The sequence below is a fragment of the Pseudomonas sp. Sample_22 genome (assembly GCF_004307635.1).
In the GTDB taxonomy this organism is placed as follows: domain Bacteria; phylum Pseudomonadota; class Gammaproteobacteria; order Pseudomonadales; family Pseudomonadaceae; genus Aquipseudomonas.
Genome location: NZ_RCNY01000074.1, coordinates 59634 through 86612, shown reverse-complemented (window position 1 = coordinate 86612; position 26979 = coordinate 59634). Strand labels below are relative to the sequence as shown.

The following is a 26979-nucleotide window of genomic DNA, read 5'->3' as shown; positions in this document are numbered from 1 at the left end:
TATTGATGCTTGTTACTGTTCATAAGGTTATGCGAGTCGCCCTCGTACCTCCTGCTTGACACCCCAGCCCTCAATGATGCCGCCCAAGGGCTCGACCACCGCTTCGAAACCCTGTTCGAAATCGCCGATGTCATCGTAGGTGGCGTACATCACTTTGCTCAGTTCGAGCGCCCATGCGCCATCGTCGCGCACACTGATCTGCGCATTCAGGCATTCACCATGATGGAACTGTCGTGCCGCCCTGCGTGCCCGCTCCTCGTCCGGGAAAATGGCGTAGAACTCGATGGGGTGGAACCGTGAAAAATCAAAACCGCCTTCTTTCATGCGGCGCAACACGCTGCTGCTGATGTCTTCTTGATAGGCTGTGCTCATGAAACGTCCTCCTGAAACTGATGGATAGACTTTCCGTACTCCCTGACGCGCGCAACCCGATGGTGCGAACGCTTCGGCAACCGATGTGCCGACGGGAAACAAGCATGGAGCTGACAAGACCAGACCTTAGCGATCCATTCGCTGATCTCGCTTGCAGATTAGCCCCAAGATAGAGCCGCTGCCAAGGCCTGGTTGCGAATGTGACAGGAAGTGTTCAGTTTGGCGTGATGCCGAGGATTTGAATGCTGTTCTGGGTTTTCAGGCTTTTGACGCCCGCATCGGCGGTTCGCCCTTCCAGATCGTTCAGATCCAGTTCAGCGGCGACGGGAAGGAGTCGTTCCTTGATGAGTTTGGCGGCCTGCTCATGGCTTGGGCATTCCTCGCACTCGAAGACTTCGTCGATTGTTTCACCATGATCATCCACGAAAGTGACTTTCCACTTGGACATCGGAGCCTCCTCGATCAAACCCGCAAATGGGCTTACACCTATCTCGACCTGGGTAGCTGGCTAATCGTTCCGCTGGATCAATTACAGTTCAAGACGCAGAAGCGCGCCTGCTCGCGAAAGTGGTTTTTCAGACAGCCATTGAGCGCTGATAGTCCGCTATCGCGAGCGGGTTCGTTCCGACAAGGTTGGCACGTCTGCCTGAGATCAGGTCAGATCCGTACATTCCCCCGCGGCCCGGCAATCGCCCAGATGATCAGGCCCAAAACCGGCAGCAACAGGATCAACAGCACCCAGAGGACTTTCGCCCCCGTTCCGGCGCCACTTTTCAGCACGTTGATGATTGCCCAGATATCCAGGGCAAGAATGATCAGGCCAACCAGACTGTTGAAGGTGGAACCCATAGTGACGCTCCCGAAGAGTGATCTGCCCCCTTAGGATAGCCGGCCATGGCCAGGGTTCCCTTTTATTGAAAGCCTTACCGCCTCAGACGTGGATGGCGACTTTCAACGCTTCGAGGGATGGCGCCGCCGCAATGCCGACTTCGGCGCACAGCTCCAGCACCCGCGGCAGGTCATTGCCGTAGACCAGCACGACCTGCAACTCGTCATCGAGCAATTGGCTGAAGTTCATCAGTGTGTAACCGCCGTTTTCCTTGTTCAGGCTGCTCATCTGCACCTGGATGCGATTGAGCGCAGTCAGCGCTTCGGTCTTGGCCAACTGCTTGGGCTTGAGGTTGAAATCGACCCCCGGACCGAACGAAGCGACTATCTGTGCGAACAGATCCATGTAGGTGTCGGCCTGGAACAGCACGGTTTCGGGCAGGCTGCCGACAACCACCCATTCACCCAACGGGATCGGGAAGGTGTCGTCGTAGTTGATGTCCGGGTTGGCCGTCAGAAAACCTTGAGGATCCGCGTAAGCCTGGGCCGCTTCGTCAGCGACTTTGTGGATTTCGTCATCACCCATGCACCCGGAGCTGATTTTGCTGATGAGTTCGACGAGTGCGGCTTTCATGGGGTAAATCCTGTAGCGAGGGAATTTTGAGGGCGCGAAGGATACCGCAGGTTAACCCCAAAAAACGAAAAGATCGCAGCCTACGGCAGCACCCTTCAAGGTACACGCATTCCCTGTCAGAGCCGCCGAAGGCTGCGATCTTTTTGAGGCAATCAGCCCAGCAGTTTTTCCAGCTGCGCGATGGTATCGGTAGCGCCCATTGTCCTGGCGGCATCCAACGCGGTAATGCCATTGGCATCCTTGGCTTTGGCGTCAGCACCTTTGCTGATCAGGTAATCGACGACTTCGACGCGGTTGAACATCGCAGCCATCATCAGCGCCGTCCGGCCGTCGAATGACGAACCTTCCACCTGCGCGCCGCCTTCAACCAACGCCTTGATCACCGCCAGGTCACCCTTGAACGCGGCGCCGGCAATCGGGCTCTGGCCGTTGTCATTGCGGATTTCCGGATCGGCCTTGTGTTCCAGCAACACTTTCACCGTGTCCACATGGCCGTGATACGCGGCCAGCATCAGTAATGTGTCGCCCTTGTGGTTGCGCAGGTTGGGCGGCAGGCCCTTGCTCAGCAGCGCAGCCATCATGGCCGCATCGCCCTCGCGCGCTTTGTTGAATACCTGTTCGGCAAACTCGGCAGCTTCTTCGGGGGTCATCTGGCGGCTTTTGTCGGACATCGGGCACTCCATTGTGTCATTCGTAAAAGCCGACAGTTTCCCGAGCAGCCCCGACACTGTCACTTCTTTTTTCTGATGCGCACCTATAGCCACATTCAATGGCGCCGTTTTCAATAACGGTGTTTGCCACCCTGAATGTCCGACAGCACTTGCCCGGTGACCTGCACGTAAGTGTCGGTACCAGGCAGCCAGGCGTAGATCGGGTCATCGCCGGTTTTGCCCGGATCGAAGGCTTCGTCCTTGAGCCGGGTCTTCTGGTACTTGAACGTCCCGGTGGTCTCCATTTTGACTTTCACCCGCAAGAACAACGGCACCGCATAGCTCGGCATCTGCTGACGGGCAAAGGCCAGCAGTTCGCTGAAATCCAGCGTCGCCAAAGATTCCGCTGGCGTAATGGCTGCCATGCCGGCGCGACCGTTGGTGTTGCGGATTTCCACGCCATAAGCCACCGCTTCGGAAATATGCGGGTACTGCAGGAGGATGTTCTCGACCTCGGTAGTGGAGACGTTCTCGCCCTTCCAGCGATAAGTGTCGCCCAACCGATCGACAAACTGGGCATGCCCAAAGCCAATGTTGCGCAGAAGGTCACCGGTGTTGAAGTATCGGTCGCCTTTCTCGAAGACATCGCAGAGGACGACTTTCTCGGTTTTCTGCGGATCGGTGTAACCGTCCAGCGGCGCCTTGTCGTCGATTTTGGCCAACAACAAGCCTTGCTCGCCTTTACCGACCTTGCGCATGAAACCATTGACGCCACGGATTGGCGCCCCGCTGTCGTGGTCATACGCCGCCAACTCCCACGCCATCAGGGAAAAACCCACGGTGTTGTCGAAATTCAGAATGTTGGTGAAACCGATATTACCGTCGCTGGCGGCATACAGCTCGCAAATGTGATCCACCGCAAAACGACTCTTGAAGTCGGCCCATGCACCGGGGCGCAGGCCATTGCCGATCATTTTCCTGACCCCGTGTTTGCCATCGTCGGCACTGGGCGGTTGATCGACCAGGTAACGGCACAATTCGCCCACGTAACCGATGGTCGTCGCCCGGTACTTGTGCACATCGCTCCAGAACTGGCTGGCACTGAACTTGCGGCGGATGGCGAATCCCGAGGCGCCGCTGACTGCAGAGCCCCAACACACACATAATCCGGTGGCGTGATACAGCGGCAAGGTGCAATAGACGACATCCTCGGGCCGCATATCCAGTGCAATCATCCCGAAGCTGGCGCAGCTGCGCATCCAGCGCCCGTGCTTGAACACACCGGCCTTGGGCAAACCCGTGGTTCCGGAGGTGTAGATGTAGAAACAAGGGTCATCGAAAAAAACCTGCTGGCTGCTTGCCGGATTTTCACTGTTGGCGTCGATGCTGGCGGTCATCAGATTGATGAATCCGAGCGGGGCAATTCCCGGATGGCTCCAGGTGTCCTGATCGGCGACAAACCAGGTGCGCGACGCATCGATCGACAGTTTCTCGCGCACTGCCAAAAACGCCGGGACCAACTCCTCGCCGACAACGATGGCAGCCGGCGTCACCAGGTTCACGCTGTGCACCAGGGTGTCGCGGGTTTGTGAGGTATTGAGCAGCGCCGAAATGGCACCAACCTTGGCCACTGCCAAAATTGTCACCAGCAGCTCCGGGCGGTTCTCGATGAACAGCGCCACCACGTCGCCCTTGCCGATGCCTTGGTCGATCAAATGATGGGCAATGCGATTGGCCCACTGATTGACCTGCGCATAAGTCAGCGAAACGTCGCCGTGCAGCAATGCCGGGCCATCAGGATTACGCAGGGTGGCTTGCTCGAAACTCCACCCCAGGCCACACGGTTGGGTCGGATCCTTGACGTTGGCTACCTTCATCCCCTTCACCACGCGTGGAATGGCTTTGGCGATGGCAGGCAGCTTGCGGAGCATCATGCTCCAGGTGATCGTGTCGCTTGATGTGCGGCTCATGGCTGCTCCCGTTCGATCTTTTTATTGTCGGGCGGCGTTGATTGAGCCCGAAAATACGTCAACGGTTCTTGAGCTGTACACGCGGTTTTTGAAATGTTTTGTATCTGCGATCTTGATCCGCGATCTTGATCTGCGATCCGCGATGTCGACCGCAACGGTTCCGGGAAATGCAGGAGCGCATGCCTGCCCAATGGTTCAATCCAATTGCCGAGAAACCCGCAAAATGCAGGATGCACGATGGCTATTCATGCAATTTGCAAGGAAGTGAAAATCCATGCTTTTGATAAGCTATTGATTTATATAAGATTTTTATAAAACAGGATACTGGCACAATCACTGCAACTCTCTCCCCACGCTTGCCATTCAAGAGCTAACGGAGCTGATAGACATGAGCCTGATCCAAGAAAAATTTTCGTCTTTGTTCTCCAACTTCGAAGTCACCACCCAAGCGCGACCTGACGGTGGAATCCTGCTGACCCTGCGTGGCGACGGCCGAGAATTCAAACGCTCGATTTCCTACCAGCAATTGCACAATGGCGATCAACTGTCGTGGGTCATCAGCGCGATTCGCCGCGACCTTGCCGAACAGGCCAGCGAACTGCCGCAAATCTCGATGTTGCAGAGCCAGCAGCGATTTGCACTGCCGACTTATCATTCGCTGTAAACGCTCAAAGCGCTGAAAAATTGTGGGAGCCAGCAGACTGGCTCCCACAGGTTTTTTGTCAGTCTTCCAAACGCGGAAACTGGCCGGCAATATCGTCGCCGGTGAAGTTGGCCTCACAGCCTTGCGGGTTATTGAACAGGCGGATCGCCACGAGATGCGGGTGCTCCCCCCTATCGAACCAGTGCCGGGTACCGGCCGGCACGCAAATCAGGTCGTTCTTCTCGCAGAACACGGCATAGACGTAATCGTCGATGTGCAGGTTAAACAAGCCACGACCGGCAACGAAAAATCGCACCAAATCTTCGCCAAGATGCTGCTCTTTGAGCATTTGGTCTTGTTGCGGGTGATCGCCGGTGACGCTGAGCACATCGACGTTGATGTAGCCGCGCTCGGTCATCAGCTTATCGATTTGCCCCTGATAGGCGGCGATTATTTCTTCCTTGCTCGCGCCGGGCTGGATTTTCGCAGCCGCTTGCCAGCGGTCGAAACGCACGCCGTGCTCGGCCAGGGTCGATTGAATGTCTTCGAGATGGGTCAGCACCTTGTTGGGAATCTCAGGGCTGGAGACGTGGTATACGGACAGGCTGCTCATCAGGGCAATTCCTTAACGGTTCATGGCAAGGACAGTGACCGGCGCTCACGGCCTGTCCTCTTGCATACGTATGGCAATGATAACCGCAGCCGCGACGGCGGCGAGGCTGGCAATACTAAAGGTCCATGCCGCGCCGAGAGCGTTCCAGCTGTAGCCGGAATACAACGCACCCATGGCGCCGCCCGTGCCGGCCAGCGCGGCGTACAATGCCTGGCCCTGACCTTGCTGGCGCGCACCGAAGCTGCGTTGCACGAAGGCAATGGCTGCGGCGTGAAAGCTGCCGAACGACGCCGCGTGCAAGACCTGGGCAAACAGCAACACCCACAGAAATTCCGCCAACGTGCCGAGCAACAACCACCGCAGTGCCGCCAGCAGAAAACTCGCCAGCAATACCTGGCGTAACGAGAAACGCGCAAGAATTCTGCTCATGGCCAGGAACATCAACACTTCGGCGACTACGCCGACCGCCCACAGCATGCCGATCACGCCGCGGCTGTAGCCCAGGCGTTCAAGGTGCAGGGTCAGAAAGGTGTAATACGGCCCGTGGCTCATCTGCATCAACGCAACGCAAACGTAAAACGCCAGCACGCCGGGGCTGCGCAGTTGCTTGACAAACCCCTCTCCCGCCACCCGATTACCCGGAGCCGGCTGTGCGTTCGGTACCCACAGGCTGCTCAGCACGATGCCAGCCATGATCAGCACCAGCGCCGCCGGGTAGATGTCCAGGCTCAGCCATTCGAACAGACGGCCCAGCGCAACCACGGTAATGATGAAACCGATGGAACCCCACAGGCGAATCTGGCTGTAGCGCGAAGTCTGCCCTTGCAGATGCGCCAGGGTGATGACTTCAAACTGCGGCAGCACCGCGTGCCAGAAGAACGCATGAAGGGCCATGACCATCGCCAACCAGGCGTAGGTCTTGCTGACGAAAATCAGCGAGAAGGTCAGTAATGTGCACACCGCGCCGAAACGCACGATCGCCAGCCGTCGACCGGTGTAATCGCCAAGCCAGCCCCAGATGTTCGGCGCCACGCAACGCATCAGCATCGGGATGGCCACCAGTTCGCCGATGCGTGCGGCGCTGAACCCCAGGTGATCGAAGTACAGCGCCAGAAACGGCGCTGTCGAACCGAGCAAAGCGAAATAAAACAGATAGAAACTGGAGAGCCGCCAGTACGGGAGCGCCGCCGCAACCATCAGATTGCAGCAGCTGCGAAGTCAGCCATTAGAGCTGCCCCAGCACCGGCGTGCTCACGCGCACGTCGGCGTTCTGCCCACGGTGACGCAGCAGATGGTCCATCAGTACGATGGCCATCATCGCTTCAGCGATAGGCGTGGCGCGAATGCCGACGCAAGGGTCGTGACGGCCCTTGGTGATCACGTCCACCGGATTGCCATGAATATCGATGGAACGGCCCGGTGTGGTGATGCTGGATGTCGGCTTCAGCGCCAGATGCGCGACAATCGGCTGACCGGAAGAAATACCGCCGAGAATGCCGCCCGCATTGTTGCTGAGGAAGCCTTCCGGGGTCATTTCATCGCGATGTTCAGTGCCGCGCTGGGCGACGCTGGCGAAACCGGCGCCGATTTCCACGCCCTTGACCGCGTTGATGCTCATCAGCGCATGGGCCAGTTCGGCGTCGAGGCGGTCGAAGATCGGCTCGCCCAGGCCCGGCATCACGCCTTCAGCGACCACGGTGATTTTCGCCCCGACCGAATCCTGGTCGCGACGCAACTGATCCATATAGGCTTCCAGTTCCGGCACCTTGTCCGGGTCCGGACTGAAGAAGGCGTTTTCCTCGACCGAATCCCAGGTCTTGAACGGAATTTCGATCGGGCCGAGCTGGCTCATGTAGCCACGAATCACGATGCCCTGGCTGGCCAGGTACTTTTTCGCGATCGCTCCGGCCGCCACACGCATCGCGGTTTCCCGCGCCGAACTGCGACCGCCGCCGCGATAATCGCGCTCGCCGTATTTGTGGTGGTAGGTGTAGTCGGCGTGGGCCGGGCGGAACAGGTCCTTGATCGCCGAGTAGTCCTTGGACTTCTGGTCGGTGTTGCGGATCAACAGGCCGATGGCGCAACCGGTGGTGCGACCTTCGAACACGCCGGAGAGGATTTCGACTTCGTCGGCTTCCTGACGCTGGGTGGTGTGGCGGCTGGTGCCGGGCTTGCGGCGGTCCAGGTCGCGCTGCAGATCTTCAAGGGAGATCTCCAGGCCCGGCGGGCAGCCATCGACAATGGCGACCAACGCCGGACCATGGCTTTCGCCCGCGGTGGTGACAGTGAACAGCTTGCCGTAGGTATTGCCGGACATGCAGGACGCTCCGTGAAATCGAACCCAAATACATAATGCGCGCCAGTATACGCAGGCTACCCAAGTAGTTCATCCTCGAACCTTATGGGTGTCAGCGAGTCCAACCGGCATCTTGATAATGATGGCGTGATGATGCTGCGAGTTTTGCTCTTGACCCTGACCTTGTTTACAGGCTTCGCCCAGGCCACCGTTCTGCAACGGCCGATCTCGTTGGACACCGGCAGTGGAACGCTTTTCGGCTCGTTGTTGTTGCCGAAATCCGACACGCCGGTGCCCGTTGTCCTGATCATTTCCGGCTCCGGTCCTACGGATCGTGACGGAAACAACCCCGATGGCGGGCGCAACGACAGCCTCAAGCGGTTGGCGTGGGTGCTGGCCAAACACAATATCGCCAGTGTGCGCTACGACAAACGTGGTGTGGCGGCGAGCCTGGCGGCCACGCCGGACGAGCGCAACCTGACGTTGGAAGCCTATGTTTCCGACGCCGAGGCCTGGAGTCGCAAGCTCAAGACCGATCCGCGTTTCGCCAAACTGATTCTACTGGGGCACAGCGAAGGCGCGTTGATCGCCAGCCTCGCCGCGCCCAACGTCGATGCGGCGGCGGTCATTTCCATGTCCGGCAGCGCCCGGCCAATCGATCAGGTATTGCGCCAGCAACTGAGCAATCGCCTGCCGCCGCCGTTGATGCTGCGTAGTAATGAACTGCTCGACAGCCTCAAGGCCGGGAAAACCGACGACAACGTGCCACCGCAACTTCAAGTGATTTTCCGTCCGAGCGTGCAGCCCTATCTGATTTCCCTGTTTCGTCAGGATCCGGCCGCTGCGTTTGCCAGGCTGAAAATGCCCGCGCTGATCATCCAGGGCAGCAATGACATTCAGGTCGGAGTCAACGATGCCCGGCTGCTCAAGGCGGCCAAGCCGGACGCCGAACTGGTGTTGATCGAAGGCATGAACCACGTCATGCGCATCGTGCCCAACGACGTCAAACGCCAGCTGGCGTCCTACAAGGATCCGAATTTGCCCCTGGCAGCGGAACTGGGCGCGAAAATCCTCGAATTTATTGACGGACTTCGCTCCACTTAAGCGCTGTTTAACCGGTGTTGCCCTCCAGTCCTGAAAAAAACGGCCGATAAGCCTTTGTCGCCAGCGCAATGGCTGGTGACAAGTTGAGCTTGGACAGGATCTCGCCGTTATGACTGATACCCAGACTTCACCCGACACCACCGCTGAACAAGACACACCGCCAGCGGTCGAGCTGCCATGGGCGGACGTCCACGTCGAGCACCATAAAATGCTCCGTCTGGCGCCGCTGCAGACCGATCGCAACACCGGTGGCCGCCCATTGCGCTTTGTCGAATTCGGCTATGCCGAACGCAACGACAAGCAGCACAGCCTGATGCGCATGAGCATTACCCTGCCCGGCCAGCGTGTGCGCAAGGAACAGAATCATCTGGACGTGTGGGTCGACCACGCCGAAAAACGCGTGCGTTTCGGCCCGGACAGCGGTTTGCAGATTGAACCGGTGAATCGGGGTATCGGTCGCTTCATGGCGGCTCAGGGCATCGTCTGGGCGAAAAAGCGCTGGCCTGGCTACACCGTCGATGGCGTTGACTTGAACAACAAGGACGCGCTGAACGAAGACACTCGCCTGCGTCGCGACCATTTTTTGCGGGTGCACGGCTTTGATGTGGTTTACGCCGATGCCCAGCATTTGAAGGGCAGCGTTAAAGAGGTGCGGGTCGGCGACCTGTTGAGCGACTGGAACACGGAAAAACTGCAGGTCGTGGAAATTCTTGAAGCGGCGCAAATGCTCCAGCAGGCCGAACAGAACCTGGCCGAGCAGGAAGTGAAACTCAAGAAACACGAAGAAAAGGTCAGCAAGTACAAACGCGAAGACGCCGGACTGCGCTTCACCATTACCTGTCTGGTGGCGTTTGCAGTGTTCCAGGCGGGGTTGTTGATCTGGATTGCCACGCACCGTTGATAGGTAGGCAGGGACTCATCTGTGGCGAGGCAGCTTGCTCCCGCTGGGTGCGATGCAGCCTCTTTCGGCGACCGCTTCGCGCTCGAGCGGGAGCAAGCTCCCTCGCCACAATATTTGTTGAGGTGGCTGATCGTTCCCACGCTCCGCGTGGGAACGCCTCAACGGACGCTCCGCGTTCGGCTCTTGGGACGCAGAGCGTCCCGGGCTGCATCCCCACGCAGAGCGGGGGAATGATCAGGGCAGGTCAGACGCGCGAGGCGAACAGCGCCTGATGATCGCGGCACTGTTGGGCTGACAACATGAAGACGCCATGCCCGCCTCGCTCGAATTCCAGCCAGGCGAAGTCCACTTCCGGGTACAACGCTTCGACGTGAACCTGACTGTTGCCCACTTCGACAATCAGCAAGCCCTTTTCGGTCAAATGATCAGCGGCCTGCGCGAGCATGCGCCGCACCAGGTTCAACCCGTCGTCACCGCACGCCAGGCCCAATTCCGGTTCGTGCTGGTATTCATCCGGCATGTCGGCAAAATCTTCGGCATCTACATACGGCGGGTTCGACACGATCAGGTCGAAACGCTGACCCGGCAAACCATCAAAACCATCGCCCTGCACGGTATAGACCCGCTCATCGACGCCGTGACGCTCGATGTTCTGGTTGGCCACTTCCAGCGCTTCGAACGACAGATCGGCCAGCACCACCTCGGCGTTCTGAAACTCGTAGGCGCAGGCGATACCGATGCAGCCGGAACCGGTGCACAGGTCGAGAATCCTTGCTGGCTCGGTGCCCAACCAAGGCGTGAAACGGTTTTCGATCAACTCACCGATCGGTGAACGCGGGATCAATACGCGCTCGTCGACAATGAACGACATGCCACAGAACCAGGCTTCGCCCAGCAGGTAAGCGGTTGGAATGCGTTCTTCGATGCGGCGCTTGAGCAACCGCTGCAAGCGAACCACTTCATCTTCTTCCAGGTTGCAATCGAGGTAACTGTCGGCAATTTCCCACGGCAAATGCAACGCACCCAACACCAGTTGACGGGCTTCGTCCCATGCGTTGTCGGTCCCATGGCCGAAAAACAGATCCTCCCCATGGAAGCGGCTGACGGCCCAACGGATATGGTCACGCAGGGTGCGAAGGCGGGAAGTGATCACGACGGCTAACTCCAGAAAAATCGACTGGCGATTCTACCAGTCAAACGACGCCACGACGACGCGAGAACAACGCGGGGGCAAATGTAGGACTAATCTCTTTTTTCAGTTCGGTATTGAACAAAACGGAGCACTTGACAACGCTACACGCCAGTAACGACGGTGCCTACAATAGTAGCGATTCACAGAAGCGCTCAGCCGGAGGACAATGTCGCAAAAGCCCCACTCGAAGGAGCCCCAGAATGTCCGTTCCACAAACGATGTTTCAACTCAGCGGCCGCGGTTATGCCGCCGCCAAACTGAGTCATGCGACCCTGATCATCATCGATGCCCAGAAAGAATACCTCAGCGGTCCTTTGGCCCTGAGCGGCATGGATGCGGCTGTCGCGAACATCAAAAAACTGGTGACTGCCGCCCGTGCGGCCGGTCGTCCGATCGTGCATGTCAGCCATCTCGGCACCGTTGGAGGGTTGTTTGATCCACGCGGCGAGCGCGGCCAGTTCATTCCTGGGCTTGAGCCACTTGACGGTGAAATCAAGATCGAAAAAATCCTGCCGAGTGCTTTTCATGGCACGGATCTGAAAAAACGCCTGGAAGACCTGGGTTCGGTAGACCTGGTGGTTTGCGGCTTCATGAGCCATTCCAGCGTCAGCACTACGGTGCGCGCAGCAAAAAACCTGGGGTTCCGTTGCACACTGGTGGAAGATGCTTGCGCCACCCGCGATCTGCCCTACAAAGGCGGCGTCCTGAGCGCCGAGCATGTTCAGCAGACCGAAATGGCGATCATGGCGGACAACTTTGCCGCCGTCGCCCAGACCAACGACCTGGTCTGAGCAGTGTTTACATGAGCGGCCTGCACCGCCGCTCATCCGCAAAAGCCTCTCATTAGCCGTAATTGTCTTAGCCTCAGGAACATCCCGGTCAACTCCCGGTCGAAGGGCCGATACCCATTGAGGAAGGTCGGAATGAAGTTATCCGATGGTTTTGACGCTCGCCGCTTACGGCCCAAAGGCCAAAGTAACTGGCGTTTTCGAATCGGCGCGGCGTTCGCTGCGCTGCTGGCGACGAGTGGTGTGTTGCTCGCCATGGCCGGCATCGCCAGCCTGTTGGGCCACGCCCCGGCCCTGGGTGAGATGAATACCAACCGGGTCGGTGCGGCAGTGATTCTGCTGATTGGCCTGTTCGTGCTGTACCTCGGCGTGTGGCTGTGGCGCCGCTGCCGTCGCCGCTCGCGACAGTCGCGGGAGCTGAACATGTCGCCGCACCTGATGAAAAAACACGACTGAGACCAAGGTCGCGGACCAAGGTCGCGAACCAAGGTCGCGAACCAAGGTCGCCACCGAATGCCGCGCACTTTGATGCGCGCTCATTCGCCTGGAGTTGGGTAAACTGGCCGCCCTTCGCGGAGGCTGACATGCAAGACGACGATTTTTCCCTGTTCAAAAGCGCTATCCAAGGCGTCAAGCCGATCAAGCATGATCGCGCTGAAACCGGCAAACCCAAAGCTGACCGAGCACAGATTGCCAAGCTGCGTCAGGCCGCCACCGTGCGCACGGATGCCACCACCGTCGACGGCCTGTCCGATCAGTTCGTCATCGACGTCGGCCCGGAAGACGAGCTGATGTGGGCGCGTGACGGTGTTCAGGAAAGCCAGATGCGCAAGCTCAAGACCGGACAGATTCCGTTCGAAGGCAGCCTCGACCTCCACGGCATGAACGTGGAAAAAGCCCGGGAAACCCTCTGGGCTTTCCTGGCAGAAGCGACCAAATTCGAAATCCGCTGCGTGCGCGTCACTCACGGCAAGGCCGTGCGCCTGGACGGCAAGCGGCCGATGATCAAAAGTCACGTCAACACCTGGCTGCGCCAGCATCCGCAGGTACTTGGCTTCACCTCTTGCCAGGCGAAACACGGCGGTGCCGGAGCGGTTTATGTGATGCTCAAACGCACGATGATGGAAGGTCGCGACGAGTAAACCTGATGCGTCACGCTTGCAGCGTCGTGTCCGCCACCGTACCCTTGCCCTTTGCGTAAAATCCCACAGGTAGTTTCATGTCCCTGGAACAGAATTACACCGCTATTTTGGGTGGGTTCATCAAGGTTGTCAGGGGCAATAAAGCCAGGGTTTTCGTACGCTAGCAACCTCGATTTAACCCCCCTTAACCGTAGGCATTGGTACGAAAATTGGTACGAGCCTGGCCCGGTGAAGCCCCCATACCGAACAAGTTGCGTCTCAGTTTTCCCGTCAAATCCGCCGCCCATTCGCGTCACTTTGAGTTCATTCGCGGCAACTTCTGCAGGCGCTATGTGGTTCGCGACCGGCCTATGGTGAACTAGGCCGGCTCTTTTTGAAGGCTTTTTTCATAGGGGTTCCATGAAGGACAGCCACTTTCGGTACCAGTTTTGTACCAACTGCCTCTCCCTGCCCCCGATGCCCCAGCAATCCAGACTCCGCAAGCTCATACCCGGCACGACATATGGTGGCCTTTTGCATCGTTACGAGTATTATTCTTTCGGAAAGCATACAACGAGCGGACTGGGACGCCTCTCCGACCCCCAACACCCGATGATGGACACACAATGGAATTGAAATGCGCATGGTGGAATTGCAAGTTAAGCCCTCCAAAGAATGGCGCAATACGATATCCCATCACTGATAACTTTTTCAGCGTAATTCATGCCATCCTCCAACGAGAAGTAGACATTCTTGGCCTATGCGAGGTTGATCGCAGTAACATCCAGCACCTACAACAAGCCTTAAACAATGGTAATTACAGCAAATATATAGTCTTAGATTTATACTCCCACGGAAAATCCATTGATGACTTTTGCCTTATCTTTAACTCTGAAAAATTGTCACTATCCAGCGAACCTGTCGATGCAAACATCAGAGACTCTCACACCGATCAATGGTTAAAAGCTGGAATATTTATCGGGCTCACCCCTACCCAAGGTAATGAGATATTTTTTGGATTATCTCATTGGCAAAGTCGAGGCACGTATTCATATGGAAGCACCGAGAGACTTCGCCTAGGTGACGCTTTACGCACTAAAGCAATGGCAATTTTAGACGTGCACCCAAGTAGCCCAATTGTGCTTTTGGGTGATTATAATGACGAGCCGTTTGATACCTCCATTGTCAGAGGCATAGGTGCCAGCAGAGATATCAATTACGTAAAAAAATCCAGCAAGTATTTCTATAACCCTTTCTGGTCCCGCCTATCGCCGCACCCCGAAGGCCCAGCGGGAACCTTTGTACATCCTAAATGTGTTGGAAGTGATGGCGCCGTTTTCGACCAAATACTATTCTCATCTCATTTTGTAAGAGAGTGGGAATTCAAAGAACACGCCGCCATCATTTCAGATATAAATTTTATTGAACCAAATACTCAGTGGAAAGATATCTCCGACCACTACCCCATACTGAGCCATGTCACAAGGATATAATCATGAGTTTCTTAGAGTCCATAAAGACTGGCATAGAAAAGGCTAGCCAGGCAGACATCAATATTAAGCAAGTGAACGACCTTCTCAGCAGCATAAGCAGCGAGCTACATTCGTTCACAGGAAAAAATATAAAATTAGGCAAAACTATTTCCACAGGGGCTAATATAAGAAAAATAGCCACTGCTTTTGAGGACACTGGTACCCCCAGAGAATTCATGGACGCCGACCAACTTTCATTGATCAAGGAGAAGCAATCTCTCCCTGTAGCCAAATGGAGACAAAACACAGGGGGGTTCCCTTGTATTGTAACCATTGATGGTTCGGAATTTATTTGCGATGAAATTGACGAACTTTCTGCGGCAATGAAAATGCTTCTCTCCACTACAAACTTCGGAAAAACTTTAACTAAGCTGATGGACGAATGAGCAACACTATCCAGCTTCGCTATACCGGCCATAACTTTGGCTGTGCCGCCAAGCTTACATTTTAAATATAAAAATTAGCGCATCTTTTGAAGACTATTGAGGGTTTCATAAATCGTGGCCATAATTAACGAAATATCACTTGAGTTTGCGCGCGAGCACATTAGTAAGTACTACGACTCCGATTTTTTCCCTAAACCTATTGAGTATGAAGCTTTATGGTATCAATGGAATGACGTCAAAACAGAACTGACGTCCAAAAACGTCGGAAAAATTTGGGTTACACAACCGCGCGCCATGACCATCGCAAAGCCTAAAGGGGGATTTCGAATTGTCCATCAACTTGAGCCCATCGATTCAGTGATCTACACAGCCTTAGCTTGCGAAATTACTGGTGCTATTGAGGCTGCACGCATGCCAAGCGAGGAGCACATAGCTTGCTCCTATCGACTCGCAATTTCTGATGGGAATTTTTTTGGTGCAGGCTCTGGTTGGGTAGATTTCACAAAAAAGACAGAAGACTTGGCTTGTAAATACTCAAGCGTACTAATTACAGATATTACAGACTTTTACAATCAGATTTACTTGCATCGATTAAATAATGCGATTGAAATTGCCGACAAAGAACTAAAGCCTCTTGCCGATGATATTGAGAATTTTCTTTCCACACTAAACAGCAAGTCATCTCAAGGAGTGCCTGTCGGTCCGGCCGCGAGCATTATTATGGCAGAGGCAGTATTTATTGATATTGATCAATTTATAAAAGATCAAGGAGTGCAGCACACAAGGTATGTCGATGATATTCGAATTTTTTCAAACTCACCCAGAGAACTATCTGGCGTCCTAGAGAAACTGACATTATACCTGTACGAAAATCACCGCCTAACACTGTCCAGCGATAAGACGTTCACGATGGACTCAAGCGAATTCATCGAGGAGCATATTCACAACCATTATGCAGAAGAAAAAATATTACTGCTCGAAACATTGGAAATCTTCAACCCCTACACCGATGAAATGGAGGAAATACAGATTGAAATAGATGATGAAGATGCAATTCGTGAAGCGCGCTTGAAAGCGGCAATAGAGAAAGTTATCAGTTACGAGTATCTGGATCTGGGTTTGGCAAGAAGTGTTATCAGAACGGCTCGTCGTCATGCTTGTCCGAATATCGCCGAAAACATTTTTTCACATTTCGATTTCTTTGCGCCTGTCGTAAATGATGTTGCGTTGTATCTTCATGAAGTTACGAGCGACGATTTTGCAAAAAATAATGTTTCTATAATTGAGGAGATTATTACAACTCCGGCATTTGATAGCCAGATATGCCGTTTCTGGATGGAATGGTATATTTCACAAAGCCCCATACTCTTGAAGTCTCATAAACTTCATTCATTTGTTTTCAATGGCCCCAACATTGAAAACCAAGCACTGGCGGCGATTACCACAAAAAACGTAGCCTGGGTGCGAAGCCACAAAGCTACCGTTTACAACCTTGGTGGTAGAGCGCGTCGAGCAGTGTTGAACGCATCCAGGGTATTACCTAGCGACGAACGTACACATTGGCTTAAGTTATTTATTGGCAACTCCCCGGTTTTACTAGATAGATTAGTGGCCCAATGGGTTCAAAAAACAGCGTAGTTCTAACTTGGCATCATCTCGGCTTTTTATTAATTAATTAGTCGCTAATGCACTTGGCTTAATTAGCTACTATTGGCTTGAGCAGAGTGACTCAAGTCACCCCGTTTAACAAAGTATATCTAAGGGAGCGCTCCGTGCCAGCACATCATGAATACAGAAGCGAGTGGGTTGCGGCGGGATACAAATCGGATATGGGAAGCGCAATTGCATCCCGCCCTCCGAAAGAACGAAATCTGCGCCGAGTCTATCATCTGACTTCTGCTGAATACGCAATCAGTAATATCGCACTCGGTCGTCTGAAGGTTTCACGATTTTCAGATCTCAATGATCCGTTCGAACTTCTAGGCCTAAATTTTCGAGAAAAAGTGGCTCGAAATATTGTTCGTGACTTCAAGGACGCCTACGACGCACATACAGGTCTGTTATGCTTTAGCGGTGACTGGGCAGAGCCTGTTTTGTGGAGTCACTATGCTACGAAGCACAGGGGGATTTGCTTGGGATTCGATGTCCCATTTGAGTACCTTCAAAAAATCCAATATGAGGATGAGCGAATCCTTGCGGAACTAGGAAACAATCCAGAGCTCGCAAACATTGATCCCGCTCTCCAAGAGTCATTACTACGAACGAAATCCAGCGGATGGAAATATGAGGATGAATACCGTCGATTCGTCAATTTGACTGATGCTTTCAAGGAAGAGAAACTATACTTTTTACCGTTTGGACCGGGCTTGGAGTTGACAGAGGTCGTGATGGGCCCGCTATGTACCCACTCGCTTAAGTCGGTCAAAGAACTAGTAGCTTCAAGATATCCTTCTGCCATTACGTATAAAAGTCGACTTGCATTCAAAACATATAAAGTCGTACCAGATGAACTCACAATTCCGTAAACAAGGATTCATGAGCTCTTAACGACAAGTGAAAACAGCTTTGCAGTAGGTCCGCTTCTGGCTGCTAACAGTCACTTGCGAATGGCTGCTAAAGTCTGTGCATTCAACCGATCGATCTGGTGTCGACAAAGCCAGTAAACAGGTGGACGGATCTGTTACAGAAAAAAGATCCCTCCCCTTTGATTCGATGAGGCTATCCGACATCTGTAATGTCATAATCTCACTTTTTCGGCATTGTCCGAGTCCGATGGATTTCATTGTGTTTGACTGGGAGGTTAGAGGAATATGGACATCACATACAAATTGCCACATCCGGTGAGAATCACCTGTTCTAAATATACTGAGATGTGCACACAGGCGAGGGACCAAGTGTACGACGAAGTCTTCGCCGGGTTGGATATTGAGACTTGCTCAATAGACTACTTGACACAGACGATGATGAGGCTGCGGCCTGATATATTTTCTTTGCATCGCTCTGACAACTTAACCGATCATATGGCGGGAATCGCGCTTAGTACAACTATCTACTCTTACAAGTTCAGGCGCCAGGATGGAAATATCTTGACGACATCAAATCTTCTTGATGAGATTTTGGAACAAACAGAGATTGGTGATGATATTCCAGTAGATTACCTCCGCCCACCTTTTAAAACTTGCTATATCGAATTCACAGAAAGCCGTAGCTCTTCACTCAAAGTTTATAACGAACTTACACACGAGCACATACTAGAAGGCGTATATATAAGTGAGACCCAGATTAATCCGGGCTCAATAGAGATGAGTCGTTATAACGATAGCCCAATGGTGGATGTGAATAAGCCGTTGAGGATACTGGATCTGATGTTTACCGGATCGCCATTGGGTAAGGCACATGTGGAAGATGACGCACTGCGAGTGCAAGGATTTTACATACAGGATGGGATGCAAACAATAAAACAGGAGCTCAGTCGTGTCGAGGAAAAGTACGGCCAGGATGATGACTTTACAGGCGATATGGGTTATCTATCTGAAACATTAAATCACATGGCCAAAGTTCTGTTATTCATTAACTGCAAGCAATACCGCGACACAGCCTTCAATGAACGTAAAGATCTTAGAAAAAAAATAACCTCGTTGAAAGGCATAGGCAAAATTCGTAAATTTGAAGATAAGCTTCGGAAGACTTATGACAGAGTTGTGATTAGTCCAGTGGATAATGTGATCCATGAAGCTGATGCAGGATTTGATCACGCGAGAAATGTAAAGGAAAAGCGTACACATTGGAGGAAGGGGCATTTTCGAATGCAGCCCTACGGCCCTGGAGCTAGCAAGAGAAAGATTTTATTTATAGAGCCGACAGTCGTTGGTGGCGTCTTTGCGAAGAAAAAAAACTATGATGTGAAGGAAAAAACTGCGTCGTCTTGAGGTTCGAAGAAGCTTCTATAACCTAACCGTGAGCAGTCGGGAAATGCTTTCCCCACTACTTGATAGGCACCATTGAACAGCGGTTTTTTTGCCAATTTCTGCCGTTGCTCAATGGCTGCAAAGGGTCTAAACACTCCACTCCCGAGCGGCTGATTTTTGGCCAGTAGTCACCTGTCGCCATTGCTAGCACCGCCTCCAAAAGCTCGGGAAAAAATTAACTGATAAATTATGAGCACGACACGCGCCAAAGCTGATCGAGCCGCGTGGTGTAGCTTTGGCTCATCATTTCTCGCCGCATTCCCCAATCGGGATTGGTTGGAACACTGGCCGAGCGAAGCGTCCCCTTCCCCCAACGTTGGTTGATTTCGTCCAATACGCCCATCAGTTTTGTCGATGCGCCAGGCTGTGAGGCTGAAAACAGGTCTTCGGTGTACTCACCGGGCTGGCAGAGGTTCAACAACAAGACCTCGGCCTTGCTGTACTTGAATCCCGGCCGGAAAATATGATCGAGCGCGCCCACCGCCATTGTCGTTAACAGGCGCACGTCGTCGGTTGGGTATGGCAGGTCGACCACCACACCATTGGCGTACTTGGCTTCCTCCGGGTTGAACATACCGGTGCTTATGCTGACCCGTATTTTCTTGCACAGTGAACCCTGTGCCCTGAGCTTTTCCGAGGCACGCATCATGTAGGTTGCCACTGCGTCCTTTATAGGCGGTAGCTCCTGCAGGCGCTTACCGAACATCCGGCTGCAGCATATCTCCTGTTTGGGCGGGTCGGGTTCGTCCAACTCCAGGCAAGGAGTACCGGCCAGCTCGCGCGCCGTCTTCTCAATCACCACGCTGAAGTTTTTACGCAGCGTCCATGGATCACTCTTGGCCAAGTCCATGGCGGTCTTGATGCCCATGGCATCCAGGTGCAATTTCATCCGCCGCCCGACACCCCACACCTCTGCCACGTCGGTATTACGCAACACCCAATCTCTTTTGACCGGGTCGGTGATGTTCACCACGCCGCCGGTCTGGGCTTGCAGGCGTTTCGCGGTGTGGTTTGCCAACTTGGCCAGGGTCTTGGTATTGGCGATTCCGACGCCAACAGGTATGCCGGTGCAGCGCAGCACCTGGGCGCGGATCCGGCGGCCGAGTGAATCAAGATGTTCAATACCGCTCAGATCGACAAAGGCTTCGTCAATTTAAAGGAAAGATTTCAAGCTATGGACATGGTTCCGCACCTTGCGACCCGGTGGTTCAAGCACGGCCTACAGCTGTCCATGGCAACAAGACATTTTCTGTCAATCTTGCCCAGTTATGTCCATAGCTGCTAGCCCCAATGCAACAGGACGGTCGGACATATAAGACGCTCAGGTTACTCAATTAGCGCGTTTGGTATTGAGTTCTGCCCTGTATCGCATTGCTTTGGCTTCGATGCCTTCAACCGTCCAACCGAACTTTAACCATAGGGGTTCAAGGATGGCTGTTAATGCAACATCAGTTTCGTGGAATAGATTGATGTCTTCATTCAGACTGGTCACGATTTCGTTGAAGCCACCAGAGTAAAGTGAATTGACACCAGATTCGTAGACATCTTCGAGCGGTTGATCGTGGCCGATTTCTGCCGTTCGTGATGGGCAGCAATCGGCCAATAGTAGTTCACAAGCGGCAGCTCCCCGCCCCAAGCTTTGGAATAACAGGCAGGGTTTGAAGTCTGCTCTGCTACATAAAGCAATCAGCTTTGTAGGCCCTTCGCAGTACTTGGTGACCGGAGTAAGCCACAACCCGCCAGTCGGAAATTTTGACTAAACCATAGGCAAATGTCCGATTTTCCGTCCATTTGGCCAAAAAAACGCACTTTCTACTATGCTCAATTGGTTGAAGTAAACGTCGCTTACGACACAGCCAGGGCCGACTGCATCGCGAGCACAATGCGGAGGCAGAAATGGCATCGATATCCAGAAGACTCTTCCTGAAAGTAGGAGGTGGGGTTGCGGCAAGCGTGGCGATAGGTTTGCCCGAACTCACGCAAGCCGCGACACCAAAGCCAACGGCGGAGGGTCGAGTCAATCTTCCCTACCAAATGCAGGCGCTCTCCAAAGCTCAGAAATTGCAGGTCAACACACCAGTCCTATTTTCCTATCCCGACGCGGCCTCACCTTGCGCATTGATCAAGATGGGCACGCCCGTTCCAGGCGGTGTCGGCCCAGATCGAGACATTGTGGCCTACAGCACGCTATGCACGCATATGGGCTGTCCGGTTGCCTATGACCCTGGGCAAAAGGTGTTCAAATGTCCCTGCCATTTCAGCATTTTCGACCCTGAGAATATTGGCCAAATGGTTTCCGGCCAAGCCACTGAGAATCTGCCGATCATAGTTCTTGAGTACAACCCCAATGACGATTCGGTCAGTGCTGTAGCCGTCGAAGGGTTGATCTACGGACGTCAGTCCAACCTCCTTTGATAAGGAGATTCAAATTGGCAACGAACAAAGATCGTGTGGCACTGCCTCCGACAGATGCCCAAAAGACCAACCTGACATGCCACTTCTGCATCGTGGGTTGTGGCTATCACGTGTACAAGTGGCCGGAAAATCGAGAGGGGGGACGGGCACCCGAAGAGAACGCACTGGGGCTCGACTTCCGCAAACAGTTGCCTCCGTTGGCTATCATCATGACGCCGGCAATGCAGAACACGATCACCGACAAGGACGGCAAGCGCTACAACATCATGATCGTGCCGGACAAACAGTGCGAAGTTAATAAAGGGCTTTCGTCCACACGAGGCGGACAACTGGCCAAGGTCATGTACAGCCCCGATGGGGTAGGCAGGGAGCGTTTACGCAGCCCACGTGTTTATGTAGCTGACCAGTGGGTGGACACCAGCTGGGATGATGCGCTGGCGCTTTACGCCGGGGTGACCAAGAAGATTCTGGACAATGACGGGCCTGCCTCGCTCGCCTTTGACTGCTTCGATCACGGAGGCGCCGGAGGCGGATTCGAGAATACCTGGGGCACCGGCAAACTGATGTTCACCGCCCTGCAAACCCCATTGGTGCGAATCCACAACCGCCCTGCCTATAACTCCGAGTGCCACGCCACACGCGAGATGGGCATTAGCGAACTCAACAACAGCTACGAAGACGCCGAATTGGCCGACGTCATTGTTGCTATCGGCTGCAATTCATACGAAACCCAGACCAACTACTTCTTGGCGCATTGGCTTCCCAACTTGCAGGGGCAGACAGTCGACAAGCGTAAACAGCGTTTTCCTGGGGAAACCGTTGCTCCAGCCAAGGTGATTTTTGTAGACCCTCGCAGGACGCCGACCATCGCTATAGCGGAGCAAGCAGCAGGTAAAGACAACGTGCTGCACTTGGATATCGAACCGGGAACGGATATCGCTCTGTTCAATGGTCTGCTGACTTACGTGGTCGACCAAAAATGGCATGACCAGGAATTTATCGCGGCCCATACCAAAGCGTTTGAGCAGGCACTTCAAGCCAATCGAATGTCGCTTGAGGAAACCAGTCGCGTTACCGGGGTATCGGTGGACAAGCTCAAGCAAGCAGCCGAATGGGCTTACAAACCCAAAACCTCTGGCCACCGTCCCCACACCATGCACGCCTACGAAAAAGGAATCATCTGGGGCAATGACAACTACCTCATCCAGTCTGCATTGGTCGACTTGGTGCTGGCCACTCACAACGTCGGACGACGAGGTACGGGGGTGGTGCGGATGGGTGGGCACCAAGAGGGGTACACACGCCCCCCTTATCCAGGCAATACCAAGATCTATGTGGATCAGGAGATCATCAACGGCAAAGGCATGATGTACACGGCATGGGGGGCCAATCCCTTCCAGACCACACTCAATGCTGAGCAACATCGTGCGGTCATTCTAAAACGCGCGAACATTGTCAGGGAGGCCATGGCCAATGTTCGCGGCGGTACAACTGCGCAGATGGTGGACGCAATCTACGACGCGGTGAAAAACAAAGGCGGTCTCTTTTTCACCAACATCAACCTCTACCCTACCAAACTGGCAGAAGCCGCCCATGTGATGCTGCCGGCGACCCATCCAGGCGAAATGAATCTCACCTCAATGAATGGCGAGCGCCGGATGCGCCTTTCACAAAAATTCATGGATCCCCCTGGTTCGGCGAAAGCCGATTGCCTCATCGCAGCGGCTATCGCTAACACCCTTCGGCAGATGTATACGGACGAAGGGAAACAGGACATGGCGGCGCGTTTTGCAGGGTTCGACTGGAAAAGCGAGGAGGACGCCTTCAACGACGGCTTCCGTATGGCTGGCCAACCCGGTGCTGGCCCAATCGACAGTCAGGGAGGCACCACGGGCAATCTCGTCACTTACGAGCGGCTGAAAGCCATGGGCAACAATGGCGTCCAGTTACCCACTAAAGAATACCGAGAAGGCAAGCTGATCGGCACCGAGATGCTCTACACCGATTACAAATTTGACACTCCGGACGGCAAGGCTGAGTTCAAGCCAGCGACATGGCCCGGATTGCCAAAACCGGTGGCAGAACAGAAGGAGAAACACCAGTTCTGGGTCAACAACGGGCGCATCAACGAAGTGTGGCAAACGCTCTACCACGATCAATACAACGACTTCGTGCAACGGCGTGTGCCGATGGCCTATCTGGAAATTAACCCCGACGATGCCCAAGTCTTGGCTATTACATCTGGGGACGTGGTCGAGGTGTTTAACGACTACGGTTCATCCTACGCGCTGGCCTACCTGGAGCCGGATATCAAGCGTAACCAGACGTTTATGCAGTTCGGCCATTTCAACGGTGTGATGGGCGATCTGACCACGCCATGGACAGATCGAAACGTAATCCCATATTACAAAGGGACGTGGGCGAGCATTCGCCGCATTGGGAAAGTGGAGGAATTCAAAGAGAAGATCAGCTTCAAGACGCGCAGGTTTACTACGTAAGAAAGTCGTCTAGTACTAGCGTGACGCTTTTCACGAGTGCGTTAATCCAAGCCCCCCGCCTATGTAAGCCATATCGCGGGGGGCTTCGTTGTGAATGCCAGATTTCCAAGCTCTACCCAGGGATTGCACACCCCGTAGGAGACTCCCCTCTCGATATGAGCTGGATCAGTTGGAGTCAAAATTGAATCGCTATACTGGACCGTCTTGCATCGATCTAAGGTTCGTCCAATGACTGATTCGCTCAGCGCTCAACTAGACGTAGTCATTATCGGCGGGGGTCAATCAGCCTTGGCTGTAGCGTATTTCCTGCGCCGCACACCTCTTTCGTTCGTAATCCTCGACTCAGAGGAAGAACCCGGTGGTGCCTGGCGACATGGCTGGAACTCGCTGCGTCTATTCTCGCCCGCCACCTGGAGTTCGATACCTGGCTGGATGATGCCCCCTACGCAAGATGGCTATCCTTCTCGAAATCATGTGATCGAATACCTCAACCAATACGAACAGCGCTACCATTTCCCGGTCGAGCGCCCAGTTCGGGTCACTTCTGTTGAGCGAACGGAATCTGGCCTGCGTGTACGTTCTGAAGACAAGCATTGGGATGCCAAGGTTGTTGTCAGCGCTACAGGCACCTGGAGCAATCCCTACGTCCCTCACTACCCCAATGCCGAGCTATTCGCCGGTCGGCAGTTGCATTCCGCTAACTATGTCGAAGCGCAAGCATTCGCGGGCAAAAAGGTGTTGGTGGTAGGTGGCGGTAATTCAGGGGCACAGATTCTGGCCGAAGTATCAAAGGTCGCTGAGACCACGTGGGTAACCCCCGTTGAACCGATGTTCTTGCCTGACGATGTGGATGGGCGGGTACTGTTCGAGCGTGCAACTGAGCGCTGGAAAGCCCAACTGGAGGGGCGCGTCATCGAGCAGCCAGTTGGTGGGCTGGGCGATATCGTCATGGTTCCACCCGTTGCCGAAGCCCGAGAGCGCAATGTTCTCAAGTCTCTACGATCTTTCGAAAGTTTTACTCCTAATGGGGTTGTTTGGGTCGATGGTTCCGAGTCTGCGGTGGACTCGGTGATTTGGTGCACCGGATTTCGGCCAGCCCTTCAGCATCTGGATTCACTGGGGGTGGTCAACACCGAGGGCCGCGTTGAGGTCGAAGGCACCCACTCGATCAAAGAGCCAGGGCTGTGGCTGGTCGGTTACGGCGAGTGGACAGGTTCAGCTTCCGCCACACTGATCGGTGTAACACGGACAGCACGGAGCACAGTCAATGAGATCGTAACTTTTCTTGCCGATCAGTCCACCTGAATTGGCCGGCAGCCGACCTTGAAATACACCGCTGATTGTTGAGGAGAACCTTGCCTGACATCTTCCGCAGAAGCGTAAAGCTCGACACTGGCCATGCACTCGTTTATGCGCTGAAGGAGGATGTCCTTCAGCCGTCCTTGGCTGCTGGCTGGACAGTCGCTACCCTCTTTTACCACCAGGGATGCTCGCTTTTCGTCGCGGCTAATCAGGCTGCCAAACTCCGCCGTACAATCACCCCATTGCAGACTGTCGGCGGAAAGCCGAAACGACGGTAGCGCCAAAGCATCCCTCTGGTTATTGCGCCACTCACCTATAAACCATGTCCCCTCAATCGTCTTGTCCATACCGGACGGATGCTTGGCAGGTGTCTCACCTTGATCACAAGCGGTCAATGCCAACGCTGTAATCACCACAAAGGACAGTGTGGGGATGCTGATTGATTTACTCATAGCGTGCCTCCGACATGTGCTGATTCAGGCTCTGCCAATTCCTCCACACGCACGTAGCGCGAAGAGGTTCACTCCGTCCTGTCTGACGGATTCATATCGCCTCGGCATGCCTAGGTAAGGCGATAGAAATCAGTGCTGCGAGCAGCACAAAGGCGCTCGATATCCACAAGCATGCTTCCAGCCCATACACCTGATAAACCCAGCCGGACAGCACCGTGCCGATCAGCCGTCCCATGGCGTTGGACATGTAATAAAAACCCACATCCAGCGACACGCCATCTTCCTTGGCGTAGGACACGATCAGGTAGCTGTGCAGCGACGAATTCACCGCGAACAACGCGCCAAAGACCATTAATCCACCCAACAGCACCGCCTGTTGCGACAGCCCGGTGTTCAGCCCGAGAGCGATTGCCGCAGGCAGCCCCGCCAGTGCAATGGCCCACAGAAATGCCGCCCTACCATCCGGTACATGGCCGCGTTTCTTGCCAGTGATGTTGGGCGCAAACGACTGCACGATGCCGTAGCCAATCACCCACGCCGCAAGGAAGCCACCCACCTTCCAGAAGTCCCAGCCGAAGACACTGCTCAGGTACACCGGCAAGGCCACCACAAACCAGACATCGCGGGCACCGAACAGAAACATCCGCGCCGCCGAGAGGATATTGATCGCCTTGCTCTTGGACAGAATGTCGCGAAACTTGGGCTTGGCTTTCGCTTTGCCCAGGTCCTTCTTCAGCAGTATCAAGCTGCTGATCCAGATCAGCGCCAGAACACCCGCCATGGCCAGCAATGCACCTTTGAAGCCGATCAATGCCAGCAAGGCTCCGCCGAGAAAGAAGCCGACTCCCTTGAGTGCGTTCTTCGAGCCGGTGAGGATCGCCACCCACTGGTAGAGCTTGCCCTGCTGCCCATCAGGAACCAGAAGCTTGATGGAGCTTTTGGCACTCATCTTGTTCAGGTCTTTGGCAATCCCCGACAACGCCTGTGCGCCCATCACCCATGGAATGGTTAGCCAAGCCACAGGAACGGTCAGCATCAGCAGCGCCGCGACCTGGATGCCCAGCCCGATGTTCATGGTTCGGTTCAGCCCCAGTCGGGCGCCGAGATAGCCACCCACCAGGTTGGTGATCACGCCAAAAAGCTCATAGAACAGAAACAACGCGGCGATTTGAAGTGGGCTGTAGCCCAACGCGTGAAAGTGCAACACCACCAACATGCGCAAGGCGCCGTCGGTGAGGGTGAAGGCCCAGTAGTTGCCCGTCACGAGCAGGTACTGCCGCACTTCTGGAGCGAGGGCTGACAACGCTTTCATGA

At 54.4% G+C, this 26979-nt stretch carries 27 protein-coding genes and 1 pseudogene; 14 read left to right on the top strand and 14 right to left on the bottom strand.

Features of this window, described 5'->3' with window-relative positions:
- Positions 1 to 27: 27 nt before the first annotated feature.
- From D8U73_RS19115 to D8U73_RS19090, 6 genes are all read right to left on the bottom strand, one after another.
- Positions 28 to 372 carry a ribonuclease E inhibitor RraB gene (locus D8U73_RS19115; RefSeq protein WP_056853818.1) on the bottom strand — a complete coding sequence of 115 codons (345 nt, stop codon included), beginning with the start codon at positions 370 to 372 and terminating at the stop codon, positions 28 to 30.
- Positions 373 to 586: 214 nt separating this feature from the next.
- Positions 587 to 820 carry a hypothetical protein gene (locus D8U73_RS19110; RefSeq protein ID WP_056853819.1) on the bottom strand — a complete coding sequence of 78 codons (234 nt, stop codon included), beginning with the start codon at positions 818 to 820 and terminating at the stop codon, positions 587 to 589.
- Positions 821 to 1029: 209 nt separating this feature from the next.
- On the bottom strand, positions 1030 to 1221 hold the full coding sequence (locus D8U73_RS19105; protein WP_056853820.1) for a PLDc N-terminal domain-containing protein: 192 nt from the start codon (positions 1219 to 1221) through the stop codon (positions 1030 to 1032).
- An 82-nt stretch (positions 1222 to 1303) separates the two neighbouring features.
- Positions 1304 to 1834, bottom strand: coding sequence for a hypothetical protein (locus D8U73_RS19100; protein WP_056853821.1), 531 nt, complete (start codon positions 1832 to 1834; stop codon positions 1304 to 1306).
- A gap of 152 nt (positions 1835 to 1986) precedes the next feature.
- Positions 1987 to 2505, bottom strand: a complete 519-nt coding sequence (locus D8U73_RS19095; protein WP_056853822.1) for an ankyrin repeat domain-containing protein — start codon at positions 2503 to 2505, stop codon at positions 1987 to 1989.
- Between the two features lie 110 nt (positions 2506 to 2615).
- Complete coding sequence (locus D8U73_RS19090) at positions 2616 to 4454, bottom strand: long-chain-acyl-CoA synthetase (protein ID WP_130905429.1); 1839 nt, start codon at positions 4452 to 4454, stop codon at positions 2616 to 2618.
- Positions 4455 to 4842: 388 nt separating this feature from the next.
- On the opposite strand from D8U73_RS19090, the gene D8U73_RS19085 reads away from it, so the two are divergent.
- The gene (locus D8U73_RS19085) at positions 4843 to 5118 is read left to right on the top strand and encodes a DUF3509 domain-containing protein (protein ID WP_056853824.1); all 276 of its coding nucleotides are present in this window, start codon (positions 4843 to 4845) and stop codon (positions 5116 to 5118) included.
- A gap of 58 nt (positions 5119 to 5176) precedes the next feature.
- Here D8U73_RS19085 and D8U73_RS19080 read toward each other — a convergent pair whose 3' ends face one another.
- The 3 genes from D8U73_RS19080 to aroC are packed head-to-tail and all read right to left on the bottom strand — an operon-like array spanning position 5177 to position 8027.
- Positions 5177 to 5710, bottom strand: a complete 534-nt coding sequence (locus tag D8U73_RS19080) for an acireductone dioxygenase (protein WP_130905428.1) — start codon at positions 5708 to 5710, stop codon at positions 5177 to 5179.
- Positions 5711 to 5755: 45 nt separating this feature from the next.
- Entirely contained in the window at positions 5756 to 6907 is a 1152-nt protein-coding gene (locus D8U73_RS19075) for an MFS transporter (protein WP_130905427.1), read from the bottom strand.
- Positions 6908 to 6935: 28 nt separating this feature from the next.
- Positions 6936 to 8027, bottom strand: a complete 1092-nt coding sequence (gene aroC / locus D8U73_RS19070; RefSeq protein WP_054048587.1) for a chorismate synthase — start codon at positions 8025 to 8027, stop codon at positions 6936 to 6938.
- A gap of 84 nt (positions 8028 to 8111) precedes the next feature.
- On the opposite strand from aroC, the gene D8U73_RS19065 reads away from it, so the two are divergent.
- Together D8U73_RS19065 and D8U73_RS19060 are read left to right on the top strand one after the other, a co-directional pair.
- The gene (locus D8U73_RS19065; RefSeq protein ID WP_056853828.1) at positions 8112 to 9110 is read left to right on the top strand and encodes an alpha/beta fold hydrolase; all 999 of its coding nucleotides are present in this window, start codon (positions 8112 to 8114) and stop codon (positions 9108 to 9110) included.
- Positions 9111 to 9219: 109 nt separating this feature from the next.
- Positions 9220 to 10011, top strand: a complete 792-nt coding sequence (locus D8U73_RS19060; protein WP_130905426.1) for a hypothetical protein — start codon at positions 9220 to 9222, stop codon at positions 10009 to 10011.
- 244 nt (positions 10012 to 10255) lie between these two features.
- Here the strand turns inward: D8U73_RS19060 and prmB are convergent, their stop codons facing one another.
- Positions 10256 to 11164, bottom strand: a complete 909-nt coding sequence (gene prmB / locus D8U73_RS19050; protein ID WP_056853830.1) for a 50S ribosomal protein L3 N(5)-glutamine methyltransferase — start codon at positions 11162 to 11164, stop codon at positions 10256 to 10258.
- A gap of 239 nt (positions 11165 to 11403) precedes the next feature.
- Between prmB and D8U73_RS19045 the strand changes: the two genes are divergently transcribed.
- The 8 genes from D8U73_RS19045 (at position 11404) to D8U73_RS19010 (ending at position 18959) form a co-directional block, all read left to right on the top strand.
- Entirely contained in the window at positions 11404 to 11994 is a 591-nt protein-coding gene (locus tag D8U73_RS19045; protein ID WP_056853831.1) for a cysteine hydrolase family protein, read from the top strand.
- Between the two features lie 132 nt (positions 11995 to 12126).
- Positions 12127 to 12447, top strand: a complete 321-nt coding sequence (locus D8U73_RS19040; protein ID WP_056853832.1) for a hypothetical protein — start codon at positions 12127 to 12129, stop codon at positions 12445 to 12447.
- A gap of 128 nt (positions 12448 to 12575) precedes the next feature.
- Positions 12576 to 13133 carry a Smr/MutS family protein gene (locus D8U73_RS19035; RefSeq protein WP_056853833.1) on the top strand — a complete coding sequence of 186 codons (558 nt, stop codon included), beginning with the start codon at positions 12576 to 12578 and terminating at the stop codon, positions 13131 to 13133.
- 605 nt (positions 13134 to 13738) lie between these two features.
- Positions 13739 to 14605: an endonuclease/exonuclease/phosphatase family protein gene (locus D8U73_RS19030; RefSeq protein WP_130905425.1), complete on the top strand. Its 867-nt coding sequence runs from the start codon at positions 13739 to 13741 to the stop codon at positions 14603 to 14605.
- 2 nt (positions 14606 to 14607) lie between these two features.
- Complete coding sequence (locus D8U73_RS19025) at positions 14608 to 15030, top strand: hypothetical protein (RefSeq protein WP_130905424.1); 423 nt, start codon at positions 14608 to 14610, stop codon at positions 15028 to 15030.
- A gap of 114 nt (positions 15031 to 15144) precedes the next feature.
- The gene (locus tag D8U73_RS19020) at positions 15145 to 16668 is read left to right on the top strand and encodes an RNA-directed DNA polymerase (protein ID WP_130905423.1); all 1524 of its coding nucleotides are present in this window, start codon (positions 15145 to 15147) and stop codon (positions 16666 to 16668) included.
- 134 nt (positions 16669 to 16802) lie between these two features.
- Positions 16803 to 17555 carry a DUF2971 domain-containing protein gene (locus D8U73_RS19015; RefSeq protein ID WP_130905422.1) on the top strand — a complete coding sequence of 251 codons (753 nt, stop codon included), beginning with the start codon at positions 16803 to 16805 and terminating at the stop codon, positions 17553 to 17555.
- 369 nt (positions 17556 to 17924) lie between these two features.
- On the top strand, positions 17925 to 18959 hold the full coding sequence (locus D8U73_RS19010; protein WP_130905421.1) for a hypothetical protein: 1035 nt from the start codon (positions 17925 to 17927) through the stop codon (positions 18957 to 18959).
- A 226-nt stretch (positions 18960 to 19185) separates the two neighbouring features.
- On the opposite strand, the pseudogene D8U73_RS19005 reads toward D8U73_RS19010, so the two are convergent.
- Positions 19186 to 20151: pseudogene (locus tag D8U73_RS19005) on the bottom strand (DUF4113 domain-containing protein); the annotation flags it as partial.
- A gap of 177 nt (positions 20152 to 20328) precedes the next feature.
- Positions 20329 to 20733, bottom strand: a complete 405-nt coding sequence (locus D8U73_RS19000) for a hypothetical protein (RefSeq protein WP_130905420.1) — start codon at positions 20731 to 20733, stop codon at positions 20329 to 20331.
- A gap of 161 nt (positions 20734 to 20894) precedes the next feature.
- On the opposite strand from D8U73_RS19000, the gene D8U73_RS18995 reads away from it, so the two are divergent.
- From D8U73_RS18995 to D8U73_RS18985, 3 genes are all read left to right on the top strand, one after another.
- On the top strand, positions 20895 to 21413 hold the full coding sequence (locus tag D8U73_RS18995; RefSeq protein WP_130905419.1) for an arsenate reductase (azurin) small subunit: 519 nt from the start codon (positions 20895 to 20897) through the stop codon (positions 21411 to 21413).
- A 14-nt stretch (positions 21414 to 21427) separates the two neighbouring features.
- Positions 21428 to 23911 (top strand): arsenate reductase (azurin) large subunit, encoded by a 2484-nt coding sequence (locus tag D8U73_RS18990; RefSeq protein WP_130905418.1) that lies wholly within the window; start codon positions 21428 to 21430, stop codon positions 23909 to 23911.
- A 228-nt stretch (positions 23912 to 24139) separates the two neighbouring features.
- A complete protein-coding gene (locus D8U73_RS18985; protein ID WP_130905417.1) occupies positions 24140 to 25216 on the top strand; it encodes an ArsO family NAD(P)H-dependent flavin-containing monooxygenase in 1077 nt (358 codons plus the stop codon).
- On the opposite strand, the gene D8U73_RS18980 is transcribed toward D8U73_RS18985, so the two are convergent.
- Positions 25204 to 25665 (bottom strand): hypothetical protein, encoded by a 462-nt coding sequence (locus D8U73_RS18980; RefSeq protein ID WP_130905416.1) that lies wholly within the window; start codon positions 25663 to 25665, stop codon positions 25204 to 25206. The two genes, D8U73_RS18985 and D8U73_RS18980, sit on opposite strands and share 13 nt — an antisense overlap.
- Positions 25666 to 25756: 91 nt before the next feature.
- On the bottom strand, positions 25757 to 26977 hold the full coding sequence (gene arsJ, locus D8U73_RS18975; RefSeq protein WP_130905415.1) for an organoarsenical effux MFS transporter ArsJ: 1221 nt from the start codon (positions 26975 to 26977) through the stop codon (positions 25757 to 25759).
- Positions 26978 to 26979: the final 2 nt, after the last annotated feature.

Coding starts and splice junctions, on each gene's coding strand:
- D8U73_RS19115 (WP_056853818.1), bottom strand. CDS start 372: ATGAGCACAGCCTATCAAGAAGACATCAGCAGCAGCGTGTTGCGCCGC.
- D8U73_RS19110 (WP_056853819.1), bottom strand. CDS start 820: ATGTCCAAGTGGAAAGTCACTTTCGTGGATGATCATGGTGAAACAATC.
- D8U73_RS19105 (WP_056853820.1), bottom strand. CDS start 1,221: ATGGGTTCCACCTTCAACAGTCTGGTTGGCCTGATCATTCTTGCCCTG.
- D8U73_RS19100 (WP_056853821.1), bottom strand. CDS start 1,834: ATGAAAGCCGCACTCGTCGAACTCATCAGCAAAATCAGCTCCGGGTGC.
- D8U73_RS19095 (WP_056853822.1), bottom strand. CDS start 2,505: ATGTCCGACAAAAGCCGCCAGATGACCCCCGAAGAAGCTGCCGAGTTT.
- D8U73_RS19090 (WP_130905429.1), bottom strand. CDS start 4,454: ATGAGCCGCACATCAAGCGACACGATCACCTGGAGCATGATGCTCCGC.
- D8U73_RS19085 (WP_056853824.1), top strand. CDS start 4,843: ATGAGCCTGATCCAAGAAAAATTTTCGTCTTTGTTCTCCAACTTCGAA.
- D8U73_RS19080 (WP_130905428.1), bottom strand. CDS start 5,710: ATGAGCAGCCTGTCCGTATACCACGTCTCCAGCCCTGAGATTCCCAAC.
- D8U73_RS19075 (WP_130905427.1), bottom strand. CDS start 6,907: ATGGTTGCGGCGGCGCTCCCGTACTGGCGGCTCTCCAGTTTCTATCTG.
- aroC (WP_054048587.1), bottom strand. CDS start 8,027: ATGTCCGGCAATACCTACGGCAAGCTGTTCACTGTCACCACCGCGGGC.
- D8U73_RS19065 (WP_056853828.1), top strand. CDS start 8,112: ATGGGTGTCAGCGAGTCCAACCGGCATCTTGATAATGATGGCGTGATG.
- D8U73_RS19060 (WP_130905426.1), top strand. CDS start 9,220: ATGACTGATACCCAGACTTCACCCGACACCACCGCTGAACAAGACACA.
- D8U73_RS19045 (WP_056853831.1), top strand. CDS start 11,404: ATGTCCGTTCCACAAACGATGTTTCAACTCAGCGGCCGCGGTTATGCC.
- D8U73_RS19040 (WP_056853832.1), top strand. CDS start 12,127: ATGAAGTTATCCGATGGTTTTGACGCTCGCCGCTTACGGCCCAAAGGC.
- D8U73_RS19035 (WP_056853833.1), top strand. CDS start 12,576: ATGCAAGACGACGATTTTTCCCTGTTCAAAAGCGCTATCCAAGGCGTC.
- D8U73_RS19030 (WP_130905425.1), top strand. CDS start 13,739: ATGGAATTGAAATGCGCATGGTGGAATTGCAAGTTAAGCCCTCCAAAG.
- D8U73_RS19025 (WP_130905424.1), top strand. CDS start 14,608: ATGAGTTTCTTAGAGTCCATAAAGACTGGCATAGAAAAGGCTAGCCAG.
- D8U73_RS18995 (WP_130905419.1), top strand. CDS start 20,895: ATGGCATCGATATCCAGAAGACTCTTCCTGAAAGTAGGAGGTGGGGTT.
- D8U73_RS18985 (WP_130905417.1), top strand. CDS start 24,140: ATGACTGATTCGCTCAGCGCTCAACTAGACGTAGTCATTATCGGCGGG.
- D8U73_RS18980 (WP_130905416.1), bottom strand. CDS start 25,665: ATGAGTAAATCAATCAGCATCCCCACACTGTCCTTTGTGGTGATTACA.
- arsJ (WP_130905415.1), bottom strand. CDS start 26,977: ATGAAAGCGTTGTCAGCCCTCGCTCCAGAAGTGCGGCAGTACCTGCTC.